General features: G+C 63.0%; 15 protein-coding genes and 1 pseudogene. 6 read left to right on the top strand and 10 right to left on the bottom strand.

Annotated elements, in window-relative coordinates; translation table 11 throughout:
• Window positions 1–36: 36 nt before the first annotated feature.
• A complete protein-coding gene (locus ACWCOO_RS00375) occupies window positions 37–1,146 on the bottom strand; it encodes an amidohydrolase family protein (protein ID WP_446832056.1) in 1,110 nt (369 codons plus the stop codon).
• A gap of 22 nt (window positions 1,147–1,168) precedes the next feature.
• Complete coding sequence (locus tag ACWCOO_RS00380; RefSeq protein ID WP_446832057.1) at window positions 1,169–1,666, bottom strand: beta-class carbonic anhydrase; 498 nt, start codon at window positions 1,664–1,666, stop codon at window positions 1,169–1,171.
• 211 nt (window positions 1,667–1,877) lie between these two features.
• Here ACWCOO_RS00380 and ppk2 point away from each other — a divergent pair.
• The 3 genes and pseudogenes from ppk2 to ACWCOO_RS00395 form a co-directional block, all read left to right on the top strand.
• Window positions 1,878–2,648 (top strand): annotated as a pseudogene (ppk2, locus tag ACWCOO_RS00385) (polyphosphate kinase 2); the annotation flags it as partial.
• 59 nt (window positions 2,649–2,707) lie between these two features.
• The gene (locus tag ACWCOO_RS00390; protein WP_446831006.1) at window positions 2,708–3,541 is read left to right on the top strand and encodes an alpha/beta fold hydrolase; all 834 of its coding nucleotides are present in this window, start codon (window positions 2,708–2,710) and stop codon (window positions 3,539–3,541) included.
• Between the two features lie 14 nt (window positions 3,542–3,555).
• A complete protein-coding gene (locus ACWCOO_RS00395) occupies window positions 3,556–4,104 on the top strand; it encodes an alpha/beta hydrolase (RefSeq protein WP_446831007.1) in 549 nt (182 codons plus the stop codon).
• Here the strand turns inward: ACWCOO_RS00395 and ACWCOO_RS00400 are convergent.
• Together ACWCOO_RS00400 and ACWCOO_RS00405 are read right to left on the bottom strand one after the other, a co-directional pair.
• Window positions 4,090–4,857, bottom strand: coding sequence for an HpcH/HpaI aldolase family protein (locus tag ACWCOO_RS00400; protein ID WP_446831008.1), 768 nt, complete (start codon window positions 4,855–4,857; stop codon window positions 4,090–4,092). The two genes, ACWCOO_RS00395 and ACWCOO_RS00400, sit on opposite strands and share 15 nt — an antisense overlap.
• A 40-nt stretch (window positions 4,858–4,897) precedes the next feature.
• On the bottom strand, window positions 4,898–6,346 hold the full coding sequence (locus ACWCOO_RS00405) for an MFS transporter (RefSeq protein ID WP_446831009.1): 1,449 nt from the start codon (window positions 6,344–6,346) through the stop codon (window positions 4,898–4,900).
• A 58-nt stretch (window positions 6,347–6,404) separates the two neighbouring features.
• Between ACWCOO_RS00405 and ACWCOO_RS00410 the strand changes: the two genes are divergently transcribed.
• Window positions 6,405–7,304, top strand: a complete 900-nt coding sequence (locus ACWCOO_RS00410; protein ID WP_446831010.1) for a DUF1838 family protein — start codon at window positions 6,405–6,407, stop codon at window positions 7,302–7,304.
• Between the two features lie 12 nt (window positions 7,305–7,316).
• Here ACWCOO_RS00410 and cysQ read toward each other — a convergent pair whose 3' ends face one another.
• Together cysQ and ACWCOO_RS00420 are read right to left on the bottom strand one after the other, a co-directional pair.
• Window positions 7,317–8,135, bottom strand: a complete 819-nt coding sequence (cysQ, locus tag ACWCOO_RS00415) for a 3'(2'),5'-bisphosphate nucleotidase CysQ (protein ID WP_446831011.1) — start codon at window positions 8,133–8,135, stop codon at window positions 7,317–7,319.
• A gap of 11 nt (window positions 8,136–8,146) precedes the next feature.
• The gene (locus tag ACWCOO_RS00420) at window positions 8,147–9,403 is read right to left on the bottom strand and encodes a DEAD/DEAH box helicase (protein ID WP_446831012.1); all 1,257 of its coding nucleotides are present in this window, start codon (window positions 9,401–9,403) and stop codon (window positions 8,147–8,149) included.
• Window positions 9,404–9,665: 262 nt separating this feature from the next.
• Here ACWCOO_RS00420 and trxA point away from each other — a divergent pair, with 262 nt between their 5' ends.
• Together trxA and rho are read left to right on the top strand one after the other, a co-directional pair.
• Window positions 9,666–9,986, top strand: coding sequence for a thioredoxin (gene trxA, locus ACWCOO_RS00425; protein ID WP_446831013.1), 321 nt, complete (start codon window positions 9,666–9,668; stop codon window positions 9,984–9,986).
• Between the two features lie 167 nt (window positions 9,987–10,153).
• Entirely contained in the window at window positions 10,154–11,413 is a 1,260-nt protein-coding gene (gene rho / locus ACWCOO_RS00430; RefSeq protein ID WP_446832058.1) for a transcription termination factor Rho, read from the top strand.
• Window positions 11,414–11,428: 15 nt separating this feature from the next.
• Here rho and purD read toward each other — a convergent pair whose 3' ends face one another.
• From purD to accC, 4 genes are all read right to left on the bottom strand, one after another.
• On the bottom strand, window positions 11,429–12,721 hold the full coding sequence (gene purD, locus ACWCOO_RS00435) for a phosphoribosylamine--glycine ligase (protein WP_446831014.1): 1,293 nt from the start codon (window positions 12,719–12,721) through the stop codon (window positions 11,429–11,431).
• Entirely contained in the window at window positions 12,721–14,268 is a 1,548-nt protein-coding gene (purH, locus tag ACWCOO_RS00440; RefSeq protein ID WP_446831015.1) for a bifunctional phosphoribosylaminoimidazolecarboxamide formyltransferase/IMP cyclohydrolase, read from the bottom strand. Before purH ends, purD begins: the two co-directional genes overlap by 1 nt.
• Before the next feature lie 41 nt (window positions 14,269–14,309).
• Window positions 14,310–14,615 carry a helix-turn-helix domain-containing protein gene (locus ACWCOO_RS00445; RefSeq protein ID WP_446831016.1) on the bottom strand — a complete coding sequence of 102 codons (306 nt, stop codon included), beginning with the start codon at window positions 14,613–14,615 and terminating at the stop codon, window positions 14,310–14,312.
• 64 nt (window positions 14,616–14,679) lie between these two features.
• Window positions 14,680–16,065, bottom strand: coding sequence for an acetyl-CoA carboxylase biotin carboxylase subunit (gene accC / locus ACWCOO_RS00450; RefSeq protein ID WP_446831017.1), 1,386 nt, complete (start codon window positions 16,063–16,065; stop codon window positions 14,680–14,682).
• Window positions 16,066–16,099 lie beyond the last annotated feature (34 nt).

Raw genomic sequence — 16,099 nt, forward strand, 5'->3', positions numbered from 1 at the left:
GCGATGCTGCTGAGCGATCTTCTCCATATCGCCGCTTTAGTTTTTATTTTCAGCAGGAGCCGGGGCGCAGATTTGTGGGGCGGTGAAATCGAGGTTCAGGAGGCGGAAGTAGTTTTCGCCTAGCGCGATGTTGCGGAAAGCCTCATCGCTCAAGTCGCTCAGAATGCCGCTGGTCGCGCGCAGTTCGTCTTGGTAGACGGCGAAAGTCTTGTCCGCCGAGGCGACGAAGTCGGAACCCGGCAACACCCGGTCGGAGTATTGCTCCAACAAGTTCAGGTAAGTCCCGCGCAGATGCGGTTTCGAAAACAGGTTGTCGTCGATGATGCGCCAGGAAATGTCGAGCATCAGCAAGGGATAGCGATCCATCAGCGACGTGAGCAGGCCCATATGCAGCTCCGGGTCGATGCGCGTGAGTTCCCGCGACAGGCCCATGTGCATCCAGACAATGGGATTGTGGGGATACAAGCGCAGTAGTTCTTCGATCCAGGGCACATAGCGAGTCGGGTCGGCGTCGTCACCGAGGTCCGAATGCACGGCGAACGGAATACCGCGGGCGCGAAGCAGCGCCATGAACGGTTCCCAAGTGGCGATAGCCTCGATCGGAACCGCCCGGTGGTGGTTCGCAAACAGCGCCTGCTTTACCAGGTTGACCTCACCCACCCAGCGAAACAGTCCGGGAAATTCGCGATCCAGCAACTCGATGCCGGCCAACACCTCTTGAGGCCGCTCCAGGTCAAGAAAAGTCATGGCCAGCGTGAGGTGAACGTTCTCGGGGCGGCGCGCCACGAAGGCGGCGGCGTTGGCGAAATCGTTCTTCAGCGTCGGCACTACCGGTACGCCGGGACAGTCGAGATAGTAGGTGCAGGCCGAATCGACCGGCAGCATCTGGCCGATGCCGTAAACGTTGGCGAAGCGCACACCGGCGCGGTCCATGAACGACACCACGTCTTCGAACGAATGCGCCGGACCACCAAACGGCCGGAAATGCACGTGACTATCCACCACTGCGGTCTGCGGCGCGCGGCTGCGGTCGTAGCAATCGCCGTTGGGGGAAGCAAAGTCGGCAAGTTCCAGCGGGCTCGCAGCGAAGACAACCAAAGGCACCCAGGCGAGAACCGCCAGGAAAAATTTGCCGCTCAATCGCATCATCGTCTCAATTCCGCGCGGATCAGGCGGGTTCGACCGCATTCAGGCGGCCGGTGGCGCAGTCGTAGACAAAGCCGCGAATATTGTCCTTGTGGGGTATGAAAGGGCAAGCCCTGATGCGCGCAATCGATTGGCGCACATTCTGTTCCAGATTCCGGAACGTGTCGAACGCGAATGGCGGCCGCAAGCCGGTGTCTTCCTCGATCGCATCCTTGATCTCATCGTCTCGGAAGGTCAGCATGCCGCAGTCGGTGTGGTGAATCAGGACAATTTCGCGCGTGCCCAGCAAGCGCTGTGAAATCACCAGCGAGCGCAAGGCATCGTCGGTGACCACGCCGCCGGCATTGCGGATGACGTGCGCGTCGCCCTCGGCAAGCCCCAGGGCCTTGTGCGTGTCCAAGCGTGCATCCATGCAAGCCAGGATCGCCAGCTTGCGCCCCGGGGGGCTACGCAAATCGCCCTTGTCGAATTTCTCCGCGTAACGCGCGTTGTTCTTGAGCAGTTCGTCCATTGCCGTCATGCCGTTCACTTGAATGCCGAAAAGATGGTGAATCATAAGGCAATCCGCCACAGGACAAGGCGCAGACAACACGGGGTAGCCGCTACGGGGCTGCTCTATAATCGAGCTGCCTTTGGGGAGGCAGGTCATGACACAGACAGGCAAGCGCAACGCGCATCGGGTGGATCGGGCTGGCGTGGGCGCGGGATTGCGCCATCTGCGGGCTAGCTGAACAAGGATGCAGGACGCCACCTATAGAGAGCTCAAGGAGCCGCTACAGGTCGAACTACTCAAGGCGCAGCGCTGGATCAAGGAATCCGGCGCCCGGCTGCTGGTCCTATTCGAGGGACGCGACGCGGCCGGCAAGGGCGGAACCATCAGGCGCTTCATGGAACACTTGAATCCGCGCGGCGCCCGCGTGGTGGCGCTGGACAAACCGACCGAGCGTGAGCGCAGTCAGTGGTATTTCCAGCGCTATATCGAGCACTTCCCGGCCGCCGGGGAAATCGTGCTGTTCGACCGCTCCTGGTATAACCGCGCCGGTGTCGAGAAAGTGATGGGGTTTTGCACAGAGGCGGAGTACCTGGAGTTTATGCGCCAGTGTCCTAAACTGGAGCGCATGCTCGTGAGTAGCGGTATCCGACTAGTCAAGTACTACTTCTCCATATCGCGGGAAGAGCAGGCGCAGAGATTTCACAGTCGGCGCACCAACCCCCTCAAGCAATGGAAGATGTCCCCCGTGGACATTGCCTCGGTGGACAAGTGGGACAACTACACGCGCGCCAAGGAAGCCATGTTCTCCCAAACGCACACCCGGGAAGCGCCCTGGACCGTGATCAAGTCGGACAACAAGAAGCGCGCGCGAATCGCCTGCATGCGACATTTTCTGATGAAATTGCCCTACCCGGGCAAGAAGGTGGAACTGTTGAGCGATCCGGATCCGCTGGTTCTGGAATGCCCCATTACGGGCAAAGACGCCAACGTTTCGGAAATAGCTGCATGACTGGGTTTGCGCCTCTCAACTGCCGTTGCGCACTCCCGACTACGTGTTGATTGGTTGCCATGATCCGCAAGCTATATCTGGACGGGCCTCACGGACAGGTGCATCTTCGCGTGTCGGCACCCGCGGCAGATTCCTCGCGGCGACCGGTAATCTGCTTTCACATGAGTCCGAATTCCGGTCTCATCTACGAAACCCTGCTTGAGGAGCTCGGGCGTGACCGGCTCGCCATAGCGCCCGATACGCCGGGCTTCGGCGCCTCCGACGCGCCTTCCGAACCCCCGGAAATCGAGGATTACGCGGATGCCATGGAGGCGGTGGCTGAGGCGCTGGAATTGAAGGAATTCGACCTGATCGGCTACCACACAGGCAGCAAGACCGCAGTCGAATTGGGCCTCCGGCGACCGGAACAGGTGCGGCATGTAGTGATGATCTCCGCTCCGCTGTTCACGGATGAGGAGCTCGACGCGCATCGCAATCTCTATGCCCGCACACCGGTCGCCGAAGACGGTTCGCATCTTGTGCGGCGCTGGAAGGGATTCGTGCATTGGCACCAGCAGCACCATAGTCTGGAGCAGACCGCCGCCATCTTTACCGAGTCGCTGCGCGGCGGCTCCCGCTACTGGTGGGGGCATCGCGCCGCCTTCAACTACCCGCTGTGGAAGAAAATGCCGACGCTCAATGTCCCGCTGCTGGTGCTGAACCCGGAGGACGATCTATGGGAACAGAGCGCCCGCGCGCCTGACCTCATCAACAACGGTGGCATGGTGAACCTCAACGGTTGGGGACATGGATTTCTGGATACCCACACGGCCTTGGTCGGCGAAATGCTGCGGGAGTTCTTCGATCTCGACCGCCTGCCGGAAGCCCCCGCCGAATGTAGTCCAGCGGATTGAGGGTCAGCGGGAAAGTGACCGAGGCGAGCAGCCAACAAGCCAGGAGGGCTGAAACAGCGCCCTCCCGCGAGCGTATCGTTCTTTTTTCGCATGGCCAGGAGAGCGGGCCGTGGGGCACGAAGATCACGGCGCTGGCGGAAGACGCCCGCGACGCGGGCCTTGTGGTGGACTCTATCGATTACCGCGGAATGGCCGATCCGGTCGAAAGAGCGAACAAGCTCATTGCTCGAATGCGCGAGTGCAGCGGGGAGATTCTGCTGGTGGGAAGCAGCATGGGCGGCTACGTTGCGGTCGCCGCGGCCCAGCAGGCGCCGGCGGCGGGGCTCTTTCTGATGGCCCCGGCCCTGGCGGTGCCGGACTGGCCGCCGCTAGCGGAAACCGTCTCCGCACCAACGGTCCTGGTTCACGGCTGGGCAGACGATATCGTGCCACTTGAATGGAGCGTGGATTTCGCGCGCGCCAACAAAGCGCAACTGCACCTGCTGCAGGCCGGCCACGGTCTCACCGAAGCGCTCGACCGCATCCGCGCCTTGTTCCGGCTGTTTCTTTCAGAATTCGACTGAGTTCAGCAGGCCCGCGGAACCGCTGACCAGCAACGCGGTATCGCTGCCTATCCCCAGAAACCTGGCGCCGTTGGACGTGTGCTCGCGCACCGCTTCCGGGGTTCCGGCCAGAGTGCCTGGCGCCTTGCCCGAAGCGGCAATATCACGCAACGCCTGGGCGACGGCCGCCTGTACTTCCGGATGCCCCGGCTGGCCCAGGTAACCCATGGACGCGGACAGGTCCGAAGGGCCAACGAACACCGAGTCCACGCCATCGACGGCGGCAATGGCCTTGAGGTTGTCCAGCGCAGTTACGGTTTCGGCCTGAACAATCAGGCATATCTCGTCTTCGGCCGCGGTAGCGTAGTCCTCAATCTGCGTCCAGCGGGACGCGCGGGTAATCGACGTGGCTAGACCGCGCATACCGCGTGGCGGATACCGCGTGGCGGCAACCAGTTTCTCGGCCTGCTCCGCCGTGTCCACCATCGGCACCAGCAGGGACTGAACACCCGCATCGAGAAAGCGCTTGATGCGCGCCGGGTCGCCGTTCACCACCCTGGCTATCGCCTGCGTGCCGCTGCCCTCAATGGCCTGCAGTTGCCACAACACCGAACGCAGGTCGTTGGGCGCATGTTCGGCGTCGATCAGCAGCCAGTCGAAGCCGGCACAAGCGCATAGTTCGGCGGCAACCGGAGAACTCAGGCCGAGCCAAAGCCCATACTGAACGCCGTCTTCCTTCAGTCTCCGCTTGAACGTGTTTTCCGGTAATTTCATGTCGTTTCGTGTCCGTGCCGGGGCATTGCGGGTTATCGAGTCAGGCCCGGGATTGCGCCAGTTTGTCGCGCTCGCGCAGGCCGGCAACAATTTCGGCATGACGCGCCCGCGTCAAGCGGAAAGTGGAAAGCACCGCCAGACCCGCCAGACCCGCAACGGCGCAAAACATGCCGGCATACAGCGCCAGGTCGCTAGCCACTTGCGGGCTGACCTCCAGGCCCGATTTCACGTCCGGGAAACCGACTCCCTCCAGAATCCAGCCCGAAACCACCTTGCCCAAGCCGCTGGCGAGTTTGTTTCCGAAGGTGATCAGGCCCAGGATCAGGGCGGTGCGTGAAACGTTGCGCGTGAAGCGGTACTCGTCGGTGGTTTCGGCGAACATGATCAGCGAACAGATCATCAGCAGTCCCGCCCCCATTCCGGCAGCCAATTGAAACCCGAATAGCACGCTGGCCAGTGCGTCGCTGGCGAATTCCGGCAGCAATCCCAACAAGGTAAGGAACAGCGGCGCTACGTAGGCCAGCAGCAAGATCGTGTAGCCCGTCAGGTAGAGATACTTCGGCTCGGTGCGTGTAACGATGAAGCGGGCGCCGATAGCGGCCGCCAGCATCCCGTAGGGAACCGCCTGCTGCCAGGCTTGCGTCTGCTCCGTGGTCAGCCCCCACAGATACGGCCCGAAATGCAGATTCAGCGAACGGAAGCACGAGCCCATGGTGGTGGCCAGCAGAAGACCCCAGAAAAGCGCGCGGGTATTGCGCACCTGGAAGATCAGGTCGCCCCAGGCCCTAAAGGTCTTCATCCAGTCGAAACTCGCCTTCGTCGGCGGCGGCAAAGTGCTTTCAAAGCGGCGTATATGGCGATAGGTTCCGGCCGAGGCCACCACCATGAACACCATCAGCGCGATCGCCGCGACCGCACCGAAGGGTGCGTACGCAGCGGGATTTTCCTGTCCCACCGGGAAAGCATCCGTAGCGTTGAAGAAAACGCTGAAAGCAAGGTAGAGAACGCCCAGGTAGGCAGCCATTCCCGCCACTTGGCGGTAAATTCCCATTTCTGCGCGGTCGGCTGGACGCACGGCGACTTCCGCGGTAACGGCGGCGGCAGGCGCATCGAAAAATGTGAGCATCACGCGCGCACCCACGGACATCACCAATAGCCACAGAAACAGGCCCTGCTGCAACAGCCCCGCCGGCGGCGTGAACTGCAGGAAGAAGAACAGACCCATCGGCAGCACGGAGCCGAACATCATGGTGTGTCTGCGGCCGAACCGCGCCCTGAGGCGGTCGGACCAGTCGCCGATTACCGGGTCGGTGAGCGCATCCACCACCAGGCTGATGAAAATTGCCAAGCCCACCAGGCGCCCGTCCAGGCCCACCACGCGCTGGTAGAAAAACAGCACAAACAGCTCGAAGACCACGAACACGAGGTTGCCGACCGAGCCGGTGAACCCGTGCAGCGCCTTGATATGGAATGGAGCTCGTTCGTGCATGCTGCGAGTCGATTGCGCCGCGCTACTATAAGCGGCCTTGAAACTTGAGGAAATGCCCATGCCCGCAAGCAACAACCTGCTGAGCCGCCGCGCCTGGCTGGGAAACTCGACTTTGGCGCTCGCGGGATTGACCGCCGCCGCTTGCAGCGGCGAAAGCCAGGCACCAGGAGCCGACACTGCGTCCGATCCTGACGGCAGTGCGATAGCCCCTTCGGTAAACGACCTGAGCGATGCCTGGGCGGAAACGCCCGAACGCCTGTTCCGAAATTTTGTCCGCGTGCGCTGCGACCGCGAGGGTGGCGTGGCGCCGTGGTGGTGGAGCGGCGTTTACGTGGCTGTCACGCCTGACCGCAATCCGCAGGTTCTGTTCGCCGCCGAGGGATGCGAGACCAAGCGGTTCGTGCGTTTGGCGGAAGATCGCTACGAAGTGTGGTCGAAGGTCATGACCGTGTTCAAGAATCCTGAGAGCGGCGAAATCCTCAACGGCAAGCAGTATCGCAATCCGTTTACCGGAGAAATGAACGCGGTGGAACCGAACATCATCGGATCGCATGTCATCCTGCAGCCGGACGACGAGGGCCGGATCACGGAAACCCCGGCGCAGGGCGGCGACACGGTGGCGTTGGACTTGAGTTGGGTGCGCAGCGGCGACCAGTTGCTGATGACCGGATCGCGCGACTATCCCGAACAGCGGCCCATCCCGCTGGCGGAGTACGGCTCTACGGTCGTGGATATACCGGCCTTGAACGACCCTGGTCCCAGCCGCCTGAATGCGGTTTTTTCGTCCGTTTATCTGGCGCCCTGGCAAGGATTCCTGAACATGCCGGATCAGCCAGGGCACGCGGTGTGGCATGCCGTGGGCCGCAAGACGCGCGGGTTTCACGAACTCACCGATGCCTACATGTCGGAAGCGCGACGCTACATCCCCGATGTACTGGCCTGGGGTGATGACGCCTGACGCAAGGACGAATCAGGGTAGATAGCGCAGCCAGTCGTGGTCGGGATCACCGCAGGCGATGAACGGCGGATTGAGGATGGACTGCTTGCGGTAGCGAAACGGCTGCCCATCCAGGCCGAGCACGGCGCCCCCGGCGCTTTCCAGCACCGCCTGACCGGCGGCGGTATCCCACTCGGATGTCGGCCCAAGGCGCGGATACACGTCGGCCTGGCCCCGCGCAACAAGGCAGAACTTCAGCGAGCTGGCCACCGCGCGCCGGTGTGTCTTCCCCATGGCGCCAACGTATAGTTCAACCGCCGAGGCCGCATAAGAGCGGCTGGCCAGCACCCGCAAGGGCTTTGGCGGCGGACGCACAACGCAGATCTTGGTGGCAGCATCCGGTCCTTCCCCGTCCATGAACGCCCCGGCACCCTTGGAGCCGAAATACATTTCCCCCTTGGCCGGCGCGTATACCACGCCCAACACCGGCAATTCGGCATCGATCAGCGCAATATTCACGGTAAACTCCTCCCCACCGCGAATAAATTCCCGCGTTCCGTCGAGAGGGTCCACCAGCCAATGCAGCGGCCAATCCAGGCGCTGTCTGGTTCGCATTTCCGGGCCTGACTCTTCTGACAGCACCGGGATATTCGGTGTGAGGCGCATCAGCCCGGAAACAATATGCTCGTGCGCAGCGTGGTCCGCATCGGTTACCGGCGTGCGGTCAGCCTTGTAGTCAACGCCCAACTCCCTGGACCGAAACAGCGGCATGATGATCCGGCCCGCGTCGCGTGCCAGACGCACGACAGGCTTGATCAGGCTGGACAACTGCGCGCTTGCAGCGGCCTCCATAGGCGCGCTGGCTACCTTCGGCCCGCGCGGCGGCGGGCGGGGCGCCGCGACCGCGCGGAATAATCCTTGGCCGGCTGCGCTCGCGGCGCGGGCGCCTCGGCATACGGCGCCAGCATATCGGGATCTATGGACTCGCGCTGAATCGCGTGCCCGATGAAGGCCTCGATTTCCGGCAGCGAGTAGGCATAGTGCTCGCACGCGAAACTCACCGCATGGCCCATCTCCCCGGCGCGCGCCGTACGGCCTATGCGATGCACGTAGTCTTCCGGATTCTGCGGGAGATCGAAATTGAACACGTGCGTGACATCCGGCACGTGAAGTCCGCGCGAAGCGACATCCGTGGCTACCAGCACCGGCAGCTCGCCGTCGTGAAAGAGCTTGAGCATCTGCATGCGCTTGGATTGCGGAACATCGCCGGAAATCGCCTGCGCCTTCACTGCTTGTCCGTCAAGCCAGCGCGCCAGCCGGTCCGCCTCCCGGCGCGTGTTCACGAACACCATGCTGCGTTCGACTCCTTGTTCCGACAGCAGCGCCGCCAGCAGCGGCGCTTTCTCTTCGCTGGCCGGGTAGTAGAGCCGTTGCGCCACTTCGTCCACCACCTTCTTGTCCGGCTCGATACGCACGATCTCCGGGTTGTTCAGGTGCGTGGTGGCCAGTTCCAGAACCAGGTAGCCCAGGGTGGCCGAAAACAGCATGCTCAGGCGCTTGTCGCGCGGCGGAAGCCGCCGCATCACGTAGCGGATATCGCGAATGAAACCCAGGTCATACATGCGGTCTGCTTCATCAATGACGATGACTTCAACCCGCGAGAGCGAAAACACTCCCTGGCGGTAATAATCCAACAGCCTGCCTGGCGTGCCGATCAGCAAGTCCGTTCCACGGCTCAAGCGCTCCCGCTGCGACTTGTAGGCTGCCCCGCCGTACACCACCATCATGCTCAGTCCGGTGGCCGCCCCCAAGAGCTGCGCGTCGCGTTCGATCTGTTGCGCCAACTCGCGGGTGGGCGCCAGCACCACTGCGCGCGGTGAAGACTCCGGAGAGCGCTTAGGCGTCGGATTCCGCAGTAAGCGGTTGAAAATCGCCAGCAGGAACGCCGCTGTCTTGCCGGTGCCCGTTTGCGCCTGCCCCGCCACGTCGCGCCCGCTCATGGCCAGCGGCAGTGCCTTGGCCTGGATTGGAGTCAGCGTCTCGAAGCCGGCGCGCCGGATGCCGGCCTTGATCGGCGGCGGCAAATCAAGGGAGTCGAAATGTATGGAGTCTTCGGACAATGGCTGAACAGATGGACTGCCGCGTATTGTAAGTGCGCGCCGCGCGCAAGCTGCCCCGCCCGCGGCCCTGCTGTGCGCGTTTTCATGTAGAATGCCTTTCGCACCCGAAACCTTTCGGGGGCCGCTTGGCTTTTCGCATTGGCCGCGGCCGTTATCGAATATCTCGCTAAAAATCGGAGCGGGCAAAGGTTTTTGAAGGAGAGGCAAGGGGGCCTCGCCTACATATTCTTCTCCAATTGATATCCCTCAAGGGGAGCCTTACATGAGCGTTAGTCACGTAACGGAAGAAAATTTCCAGACGCAAGTTCTTGGCAGCGAATTGCCGGTTCTGGTGGATTTCTGGGCGGAATGGTGCGGACCCTGCCGAATGATCGCGCCGGTGCTGGAGCAGGTGGCGGACGAATACGAAGGGCGTTTGCAAGTAGTGAAGCTCAATGTGGACGAAGCTCAGCAAACGGCTTTCCAATACAACGTTCGCAGCATTCCCACCCTGATCCTGTTCAAGCAGGGACAGGTAGAGATGCAGGTTGTGGGAGCCCAATCCCGCCAACAGATTTCGCGGATGCTGGAAGAAAAACTGTGAGAAATTACGCCGGAAACCAGGGACGGTCGCGTCGTCCGCCCCGTTCCAGGAACCCCAATGCCGCTCCGCGTGGACGGCGCCGCGAGCGCCGCCAGCACGATGATGTGGGCGTTTTTACGGTCGAGGAAACGATCACTACCGAACAGCTTGGAGAGTTGGAAAATGTCCTGAAGCTCAGCGAATTCAAGAAGCTTCCGGTAGCCGCCGTCCTGGAGCAGGGGCGAGAACTAGGCCTGGAAAATCTGGCGCGAGCGCGCAAGCAGGACATCATCTTCTCGGTGCTGAAGGCGCACGCCGACAAGGACGCTTCGATCTACGCCGAGGGCGTACTGGAAATCCTGCAGGACGGTTTCGGTTTCCTGCGCTCCGCCGACGAGTCCTACCTGGCGGGGCCGGACGACATCTACGTCTCGCCAAGCCAGATCCGCCGCTTCAACCTGCGCACCGGCGACACGCTCGCGGCGCTGGTGCGGCCGCCGCTGGACAACGAGCGCTACTTCGCACTGCTGAAAGTGCACCAGATCAATTTCGAGGTGCCGGCCAATTCCCAAGGCAAGGTGCTGTTCGAAAACCTCACGCCTCTGTTTCCCCAAGAGCGTTACACGCTGGAGCAGGGCAACGGCAGCACCGAAGACCTGACCGCGAGGATCATCGACATGGTTGCGCCCATCGGCATGGGCCAAAGGGGCCTGATCGTGTCGCCGCCCAAGGCCGGCAAGACCATGTTGCTACAGAACATCGCGCAATCCATTGCGGCCAACTACCCGGACACCTTCCTCATCGTGCTGCTGATCGATGAGCGCCCGGAGGAAGTAACCGAAATGCAGCGCACTGTGCGCGGCGAAGTGGTCTCCAGCACCTTCGACGAGCCGGCCACCCGGCATGTGCAGGTGGCGGAAATGGTCCTGCACAAGGCTCGCCGACTGGCCGAACACCGGCGCGACGTGGTGATCCTGCTCGACTCGATCACGCGCCTGGCGCGCGCTTACAACACGGTCACGCCTTCATCCGGCCGCGTGCTGTCGGGTGGCGTGGAAGCCAACGCGCTGCAGCGCCCCAAGCGCTTTTTCGGCGCCGCGCGAAAAATCGAAGAAGGCGGTAGCCTCACGATTCTGGCGACCGCGCTGGTCGATACCGGCTCCAAGATGGACGAGGTGATCTACGAGGAATTCAAGGGCACCGGCAATTCCGAGATTCACCTGGACCGGCGGATTGCCGAGAAGCGCGTATGGCCTGCCATCAACATCAACCGCTCCGGTACGCGGCGCGAAGACCTGCTTACCGAGGAAGACGAAATGCAGAAGATCTGGGTGCTTCGCAAGCTGCTGCATCCCATGGACGAACTCGCCGCCGCCGAATTCCTGCTCGACAAGATGCGCGACACCAAGCGCAACAAGGCCTTCTTCGAAACCATGAAGATGGGCTGAGCGCCTGTACGCCTTCTATCGTTCGCCGTCGATACGCGCCAACGCGCGACCGCCTATGTCCGAACGGTAAAACGCGCCATCGAAGGCGATGCCCGAGACAGCGGTGTAGCTGTGCCGGCGGGCCTCCGGAAGCGACTCGCCCAGAGCGGTTACGCACAGGACGCGCCCGCCGGAAGTAACGATATTGCCGTTGTCCAGCGAAGTGCCAGCGTGAAACACCTTGAGGACCGAACTGTCCACGCCATCCAGCCCGGAGATAACGCTGCCCTTGGCATACGCGCTCGGGTAACCGGCGGAAGCCATGACCACGCCCAGCGCCGCGCGCGGATCCCAGCTCGGGCGCACACGGTGCAGGCGTCCGGCAAGGGTCGCCTCGATCAAGTCCACAAGGTCGGATGTGAGGCGCATCATGAGCGGCTGGCATTCCGGGTCGCCGAAACGGCAATTGAACTCCAGCACACGCGGCGCGCCGTCCGGCGAAATCATCAGACCGGCGTAGAGCACGCCGCGGAACGGCGTTCCATTATCGCTGAGCGCGCGCACTACAGGATGCATGATCTCGCGCATTACGCGAGCCTCGATATCAGCGTCCAGCACCGGCGCGGGCGAGTAGGCGCCCATGCCCCCCGTGTTGGGTCCGCGGTCCCCGTCATCGCGGGCCTTGTGGTCCTGGGATGAAGCCAGCGGCAACACATGTTCGCCATCCACCAGCGCGATGAAGCTGGCCTCCTCGCCTTCCAGGAAATCTTCGACCAGCACGCGGCTTCCCGCCTCGCCGAATTCCCCGGCTTCCAGCATGCCGCGCAGCGCCTGACGAGCCTCCTCGCGATTCTGGGCCAGTATGACGCCCTTTCCTGCAGCCAGACCGTCGGCCTTCACCACCATCGGCGCGGCGCGTTCATCAACGTGCCGCAAAGCCGGTTCAAGAGCCGTGAATTCACGGTATTGCGCGGTGGGAGCGCCGGCGCTATCAAGCACCTGCTTGGCAAATGCCTTGGATCCTTCAAGTTGGGCCGCGGCGGCCATGGGACCAAAGCAGGGAATGCCTTCCTGCTCCATGCAGTCAGCGATGCCGGCCACCAGCGGGGCTTCGGGGCCCGGCACCACCAGGTCAACGTCTTCGTCGCGCACCAGCGCAAGCTGCGCGTCAATGTCGTCAGCGGCCACCGGAATGTTACGGGTCCGGGGTTCGCGGGCCGTACCGGCGTTGCCCGGGGCCACCAGCACTTCGCTGACCCGTGCTGATCCGGCGAGTTTCCAGACCAATGCGTGCTCGCGGCCGCCGGAGCCGGTAACCAGGATCTTCATCAGTGGCGAAAGTGGCGTACGCCGGTAAACAGCATGGCCACGCCCCGCTCGTCGGCAGCGGCGATCACTTCGGAATCACGGATCGAACCGCCGGGCTGGATGACCACCGTAATGCCCTCGGCGGCGGCGCTGACGAGACCGTCGGCAAAGGGGAGAAAACCGTCAGACGCCATGGCCGCGCCGGCCAGGTCGAAACCGGCGGAGGCGGCGCGCTGGGCGGCGATGCGCGCGCTCATCACGCGGCTGGTCTGACCGCCGCCAATGCCGAGTGTCTGGGTACCGCGCGCATAGACCACAGCGTTGGAGGATACGAAGCGGGCTACGCTCCAGGCGAAGCGCGCGTCACGCAGCTCTTCTTCCGTGGGTGGACGTTTGCTGACCACCTCGCTCGGGTCCTCGCCGGACGCATCGGAGGTCTGCGCCAGCACCACGCCTCCGAGCACCTTGAGTTCCGGCATGGCGCTTTCGGACGCGTCCGCCGACTGCGCAAGGATGCGCAGCCTGCTGCGGGCGCGCAATGCTTCAAGAGCAGCCGACGAGAATTCCGGCGCGCTTACGACTTCGGCGAACTGTCCCGTTATCGCCCGGGCTGCTTCTTCATCCACAGCGCAGTTGAAAGCGATCACGCCGCCGAACGCCGATTCGGGGTCGGCGGCAAAGGCGCGGCGGTAGGCATCGCCGGCACTGCCGCTGATGGCCACGCCACAAGGCGTTGCGTGCTTGACGATCACGCAGGCAGGGCTTGGCAGAGCCAGCGCGCATTGCCGCGCCAGGTCGGCGTCGGCCAGGTTGTTGTAGGACAGAGGCTTGCCTCCCAGCAGTCTGTCTTGCCCGACCCGCCCATCTCCAGGCACATACAAGGCGGCCTTCTGATGCGGGTTTTCGCCGTAGCGCAAATCCGCCTGCTTGACCAATTCCAGCGACAAGCGGTCCGGCAGGGAATGGCCGGCGGCCGTGCCGTCCTGTTTTCCGCCGCCGGACTCCAGCCATCGCCAGATCGCCTCGTCGTATCGGGCGGTGTGGCCAAAAGCCTTGGCTGCAAGCCGAACCCGTGTGGCCTCGCAGAGCTCTCCGGAGGCCTCGATTTCGGCCGCGGCCGAATCGTAGTCGGCCGGGTCCACCAACACTCCCACGTGCGCATGGTTCTTGGCCGACGCCCGGATCATCGCCGGGCCGCCGATATCGATTTGCTCGATCACCTCAGCGCGGAACGTACCGGCCCTGGAGGCGGTCTCGGCGAAAGGATATAGGTTGATCACCGCCAACATAATCGGACGAATGCCATGCTTGGCCATCTCGTCCGCATCCCTATCGGGCCGGCCCAGCAAACCCCCATGGATTGCAGGATGCAGCGTCTTCACGCGCCCTTTCAGCATTTCCGGCATGCCGGTCAGGGCAGCGACATCCTCAACGGCCAGCCCTGCCGCGCGTAACGCGGCCGCGGTGCCTCCCGAAGCGATCAGTTCCCAGCCGAGCGCCGCCAGACGCGCGGCGAACTCAACCGCGCCGGTCTTGTCGGAAACGCTGAAAAGGGCCGTGGGCCGCATACGCGAAAACCGAATTCAGCGCGGCCCAGCCGGAGCCGGAATCACGGGTCTTGGTTGTGCTGACGCAGCTTGGTGCGAAGCGTTCCGCGGTCGATCCCAAGCATTCGCGCTGCCCGGGTCTGGTTGCCGCCGGCGTATTCCATCACGCTTTCGAGCAAGGCCGACTCGACTTCCGTAACCACCATGGAGTAAAGGTCGGTAGGCCAGTGCCCATCGAGCGCGCGGCAATAGTCGCGCACCGCTTCACCCGTCAGTTCCCGCAGCGTACGCGAGCCGTTTGAGTTGCCGGGCTGGCCCGAAAGATGCGCCGCTCGGCGCCGATTGCCTACCCCGTGGTCGGCGGTCAAACCAACTCCCCCAATGGTGATTTTGCGTGCCCGCCCGACCGGCGAATCCGAGAGCGGGCGGACACTATAGCACGGGATCGAACGGCCTCCCGGGGGCTTGCGAATCGGGCGCGGATGCAAGCCATTTCTCCAGGAAATGAATGTCTGCGCCACCGGCTGCAAAGCCCTCCGTTGCAAGGATGGACTGGTGCAAAGGCACATTCGTAACCAGGCCCTCAGTGACCATTTCATTGAGAGCAAGCTGCATGCGCGCGATGGCCGCGGGACGGCTCCCGGCCCAGGCAATCACCTTTCCCACCAGCGAGTCGTAGTAAGGCGGCACCTCGTAGCCGGTATAGAGATGGCTGTCCACCCGCACACCCGGACCGCCGGGAGAATGCCACAAAGAAACCTTGCCCGGAGAGGGTGCGAATGTCTTTGGGTGCTCGGCATTTATGCGGCACTCGATGGCATGACCGGTAAAGGCCACATCTTCCTGACGAATGCTCAGCGGCTCGCCCGCCGCCACCCGCAACTGCTCCTGCACGATGTCGAAGCCCGTAATCAGCTCGGTGACCGGATGCTCCACTTGCAGGCGCGTGTTCATCTCGATGAAATAGAACTCGCCGTCTTCATAGAGAAACTCGAAGGTACCGGCGCCGCGATACTCCATGTCCAGGCACGCCTGTACGCACAAGGCGCCGATGCGCTCGCGGGCTTCGCTATCAATGCCCGGCGCGGGTGCCTCTTCGACGACCTTTTGATGGCGCCGCTGCATGGAGCAGTCGCGCTCGCCAAGGTGGATGGCGTTGCCGTGCGCGTCGGCCAGCACCTGGAACTCCACGTGGCGAGGGCGGACGAGGAATTTCTCCATATAGAGTCGGGGGTCTCCAAATGCGGCCTGGGCCTCGCCGCGCGTGAGCGGAATGATGCGCGGCAGTTCGTCCGCAGTCTCGGCCACGCGCATGCCGCGGCCACCGCCACCGCCTGCGGCTTTCACGATCACCGGCGGGCCGATCTTTTCGGCCAGGCGCATGATCTCTTCCATGCTGCCTTCCAGCACGCCGCCGGAGCCTGGCACGGTGGGCACACCGGCAGCTTTCATGGCCTGAATGGCCTGCACCTTGTCGCCCATGGTTCGAATAGCGCCAACCGGCGGACCGATAAAGGCGAAACCGGAGTGTTCGACCCGCTCGGCAAAGTCGGCGTTCTCGGATAGAAAGCCATAGCCGGGGTGTATCGCATCCGCGCCGGTAACTTCGGCAGCGGCAATGATCGCGGGTATATTGAGGTAGCTCTGGTCCGCGGCCGGCGGTCCAATGCAGACCGATTCGTCGGCCAAACGAACGTGCTTCAGCGGGGTGTCTGCGCTTGAGTGCACGGCCACCACCTCAACGCCGAGCTCACGGCAGGCGCGCAAGATCCGCAAGGCGATCTCGCCCCGGTTGGCGATCAGGACTTTCTCGAACATCGGCGCGCGGCTGCGGTTAACTCGGATATTGGGC

Source organism: Candidatus Foliamicus sp., from assembly GCF_965221325.1.
In the GTDB taxonomy this organism is placed as follows: domain Bacteria; phylum Pseudomonadota; class Gammaproteobacteria; order Steroidobacterales; family Foliamicaceae; genus Foliamicus.

Bases quoted from the DNA above. Each gene is read 5' to 3' on its own strand.
- accC (WP_446831017.1), bottom strand. From the start codon at position 16,065: ATGTTCGAGAAAGTCCTGATCGCCAACCGGGGCGAGATCGCCTTGCGG.
- trxA (WP_446831013.1), top strand. From the start codon at position 9,666: ATGAGCGTTAGTCACGTAACGGAAGAAAATTTCCAGACGCAAGTTCTT.
- ACWCOO_RS00390 (WP_446831006.1), top strand. From the start codon at position 2,708: ATGATCCGCAAGCTATATCTGGACGGGCCTCACGGACAGGTGCATCTT.
- ACWCOO_RS00400 (WP_446831008.1), bottom strand. From the start codon at position 4,857: ATGAAATTACCGGAAAACACGTTCAAGCGGAGACTGAAGGAAGACGGC.
- ACWCOO_RS00380 (WP_446832057.1), bottom strand. From the start codon at position 1,666: ATGACGGCAATGGACGAACTGCTCAAGAACAACGCGCGTTACGCGGAG.
- purD (WP_446831014.1), bottom strand. From the start codon at position 12,721: ATGAAGATCCTGGTTACCGGCTCCGGCGGCCGCGAGCACGCATTGGTC.
- ACWCOO_RS00375 (WP_446832056.1), bottom strand. From the start codon at position 1,146: ATGCGATTGAGCGGCAAATTTTTCCTGGCGGTTCTCGCCTGGGTGCCT.
- ACWCOO_RS00410 (WP_446831010.1), top strand. From the start codon at position 6,405: ATGCCCGCAAGCAACAACCTGCTGAGCCGCCGCGCCTGGCTGGGAAAC.
- cysQ (WP_446831011.1), bottom strand. From the start codon at position 8,135: ATGGAGGCCGCTGCAAGCGCGCAGTTGTCCAGCCTGATCAAGCCTGTC.
- purH (WP_446831015.1), bottom strand. From the start codon at position 14,268: ATGCGGCCCACGGCCCTTTTCAGCGTTTCCGACAAGACCGGCGCGGTT.
- ACWCOO_RS00405 (WP_446831009.1), bottom strand. From the start codon at position 6,346: ATGCACGAACGAGCTCCATTCCATATCAAGGCGCTGCACGGGTTCACC.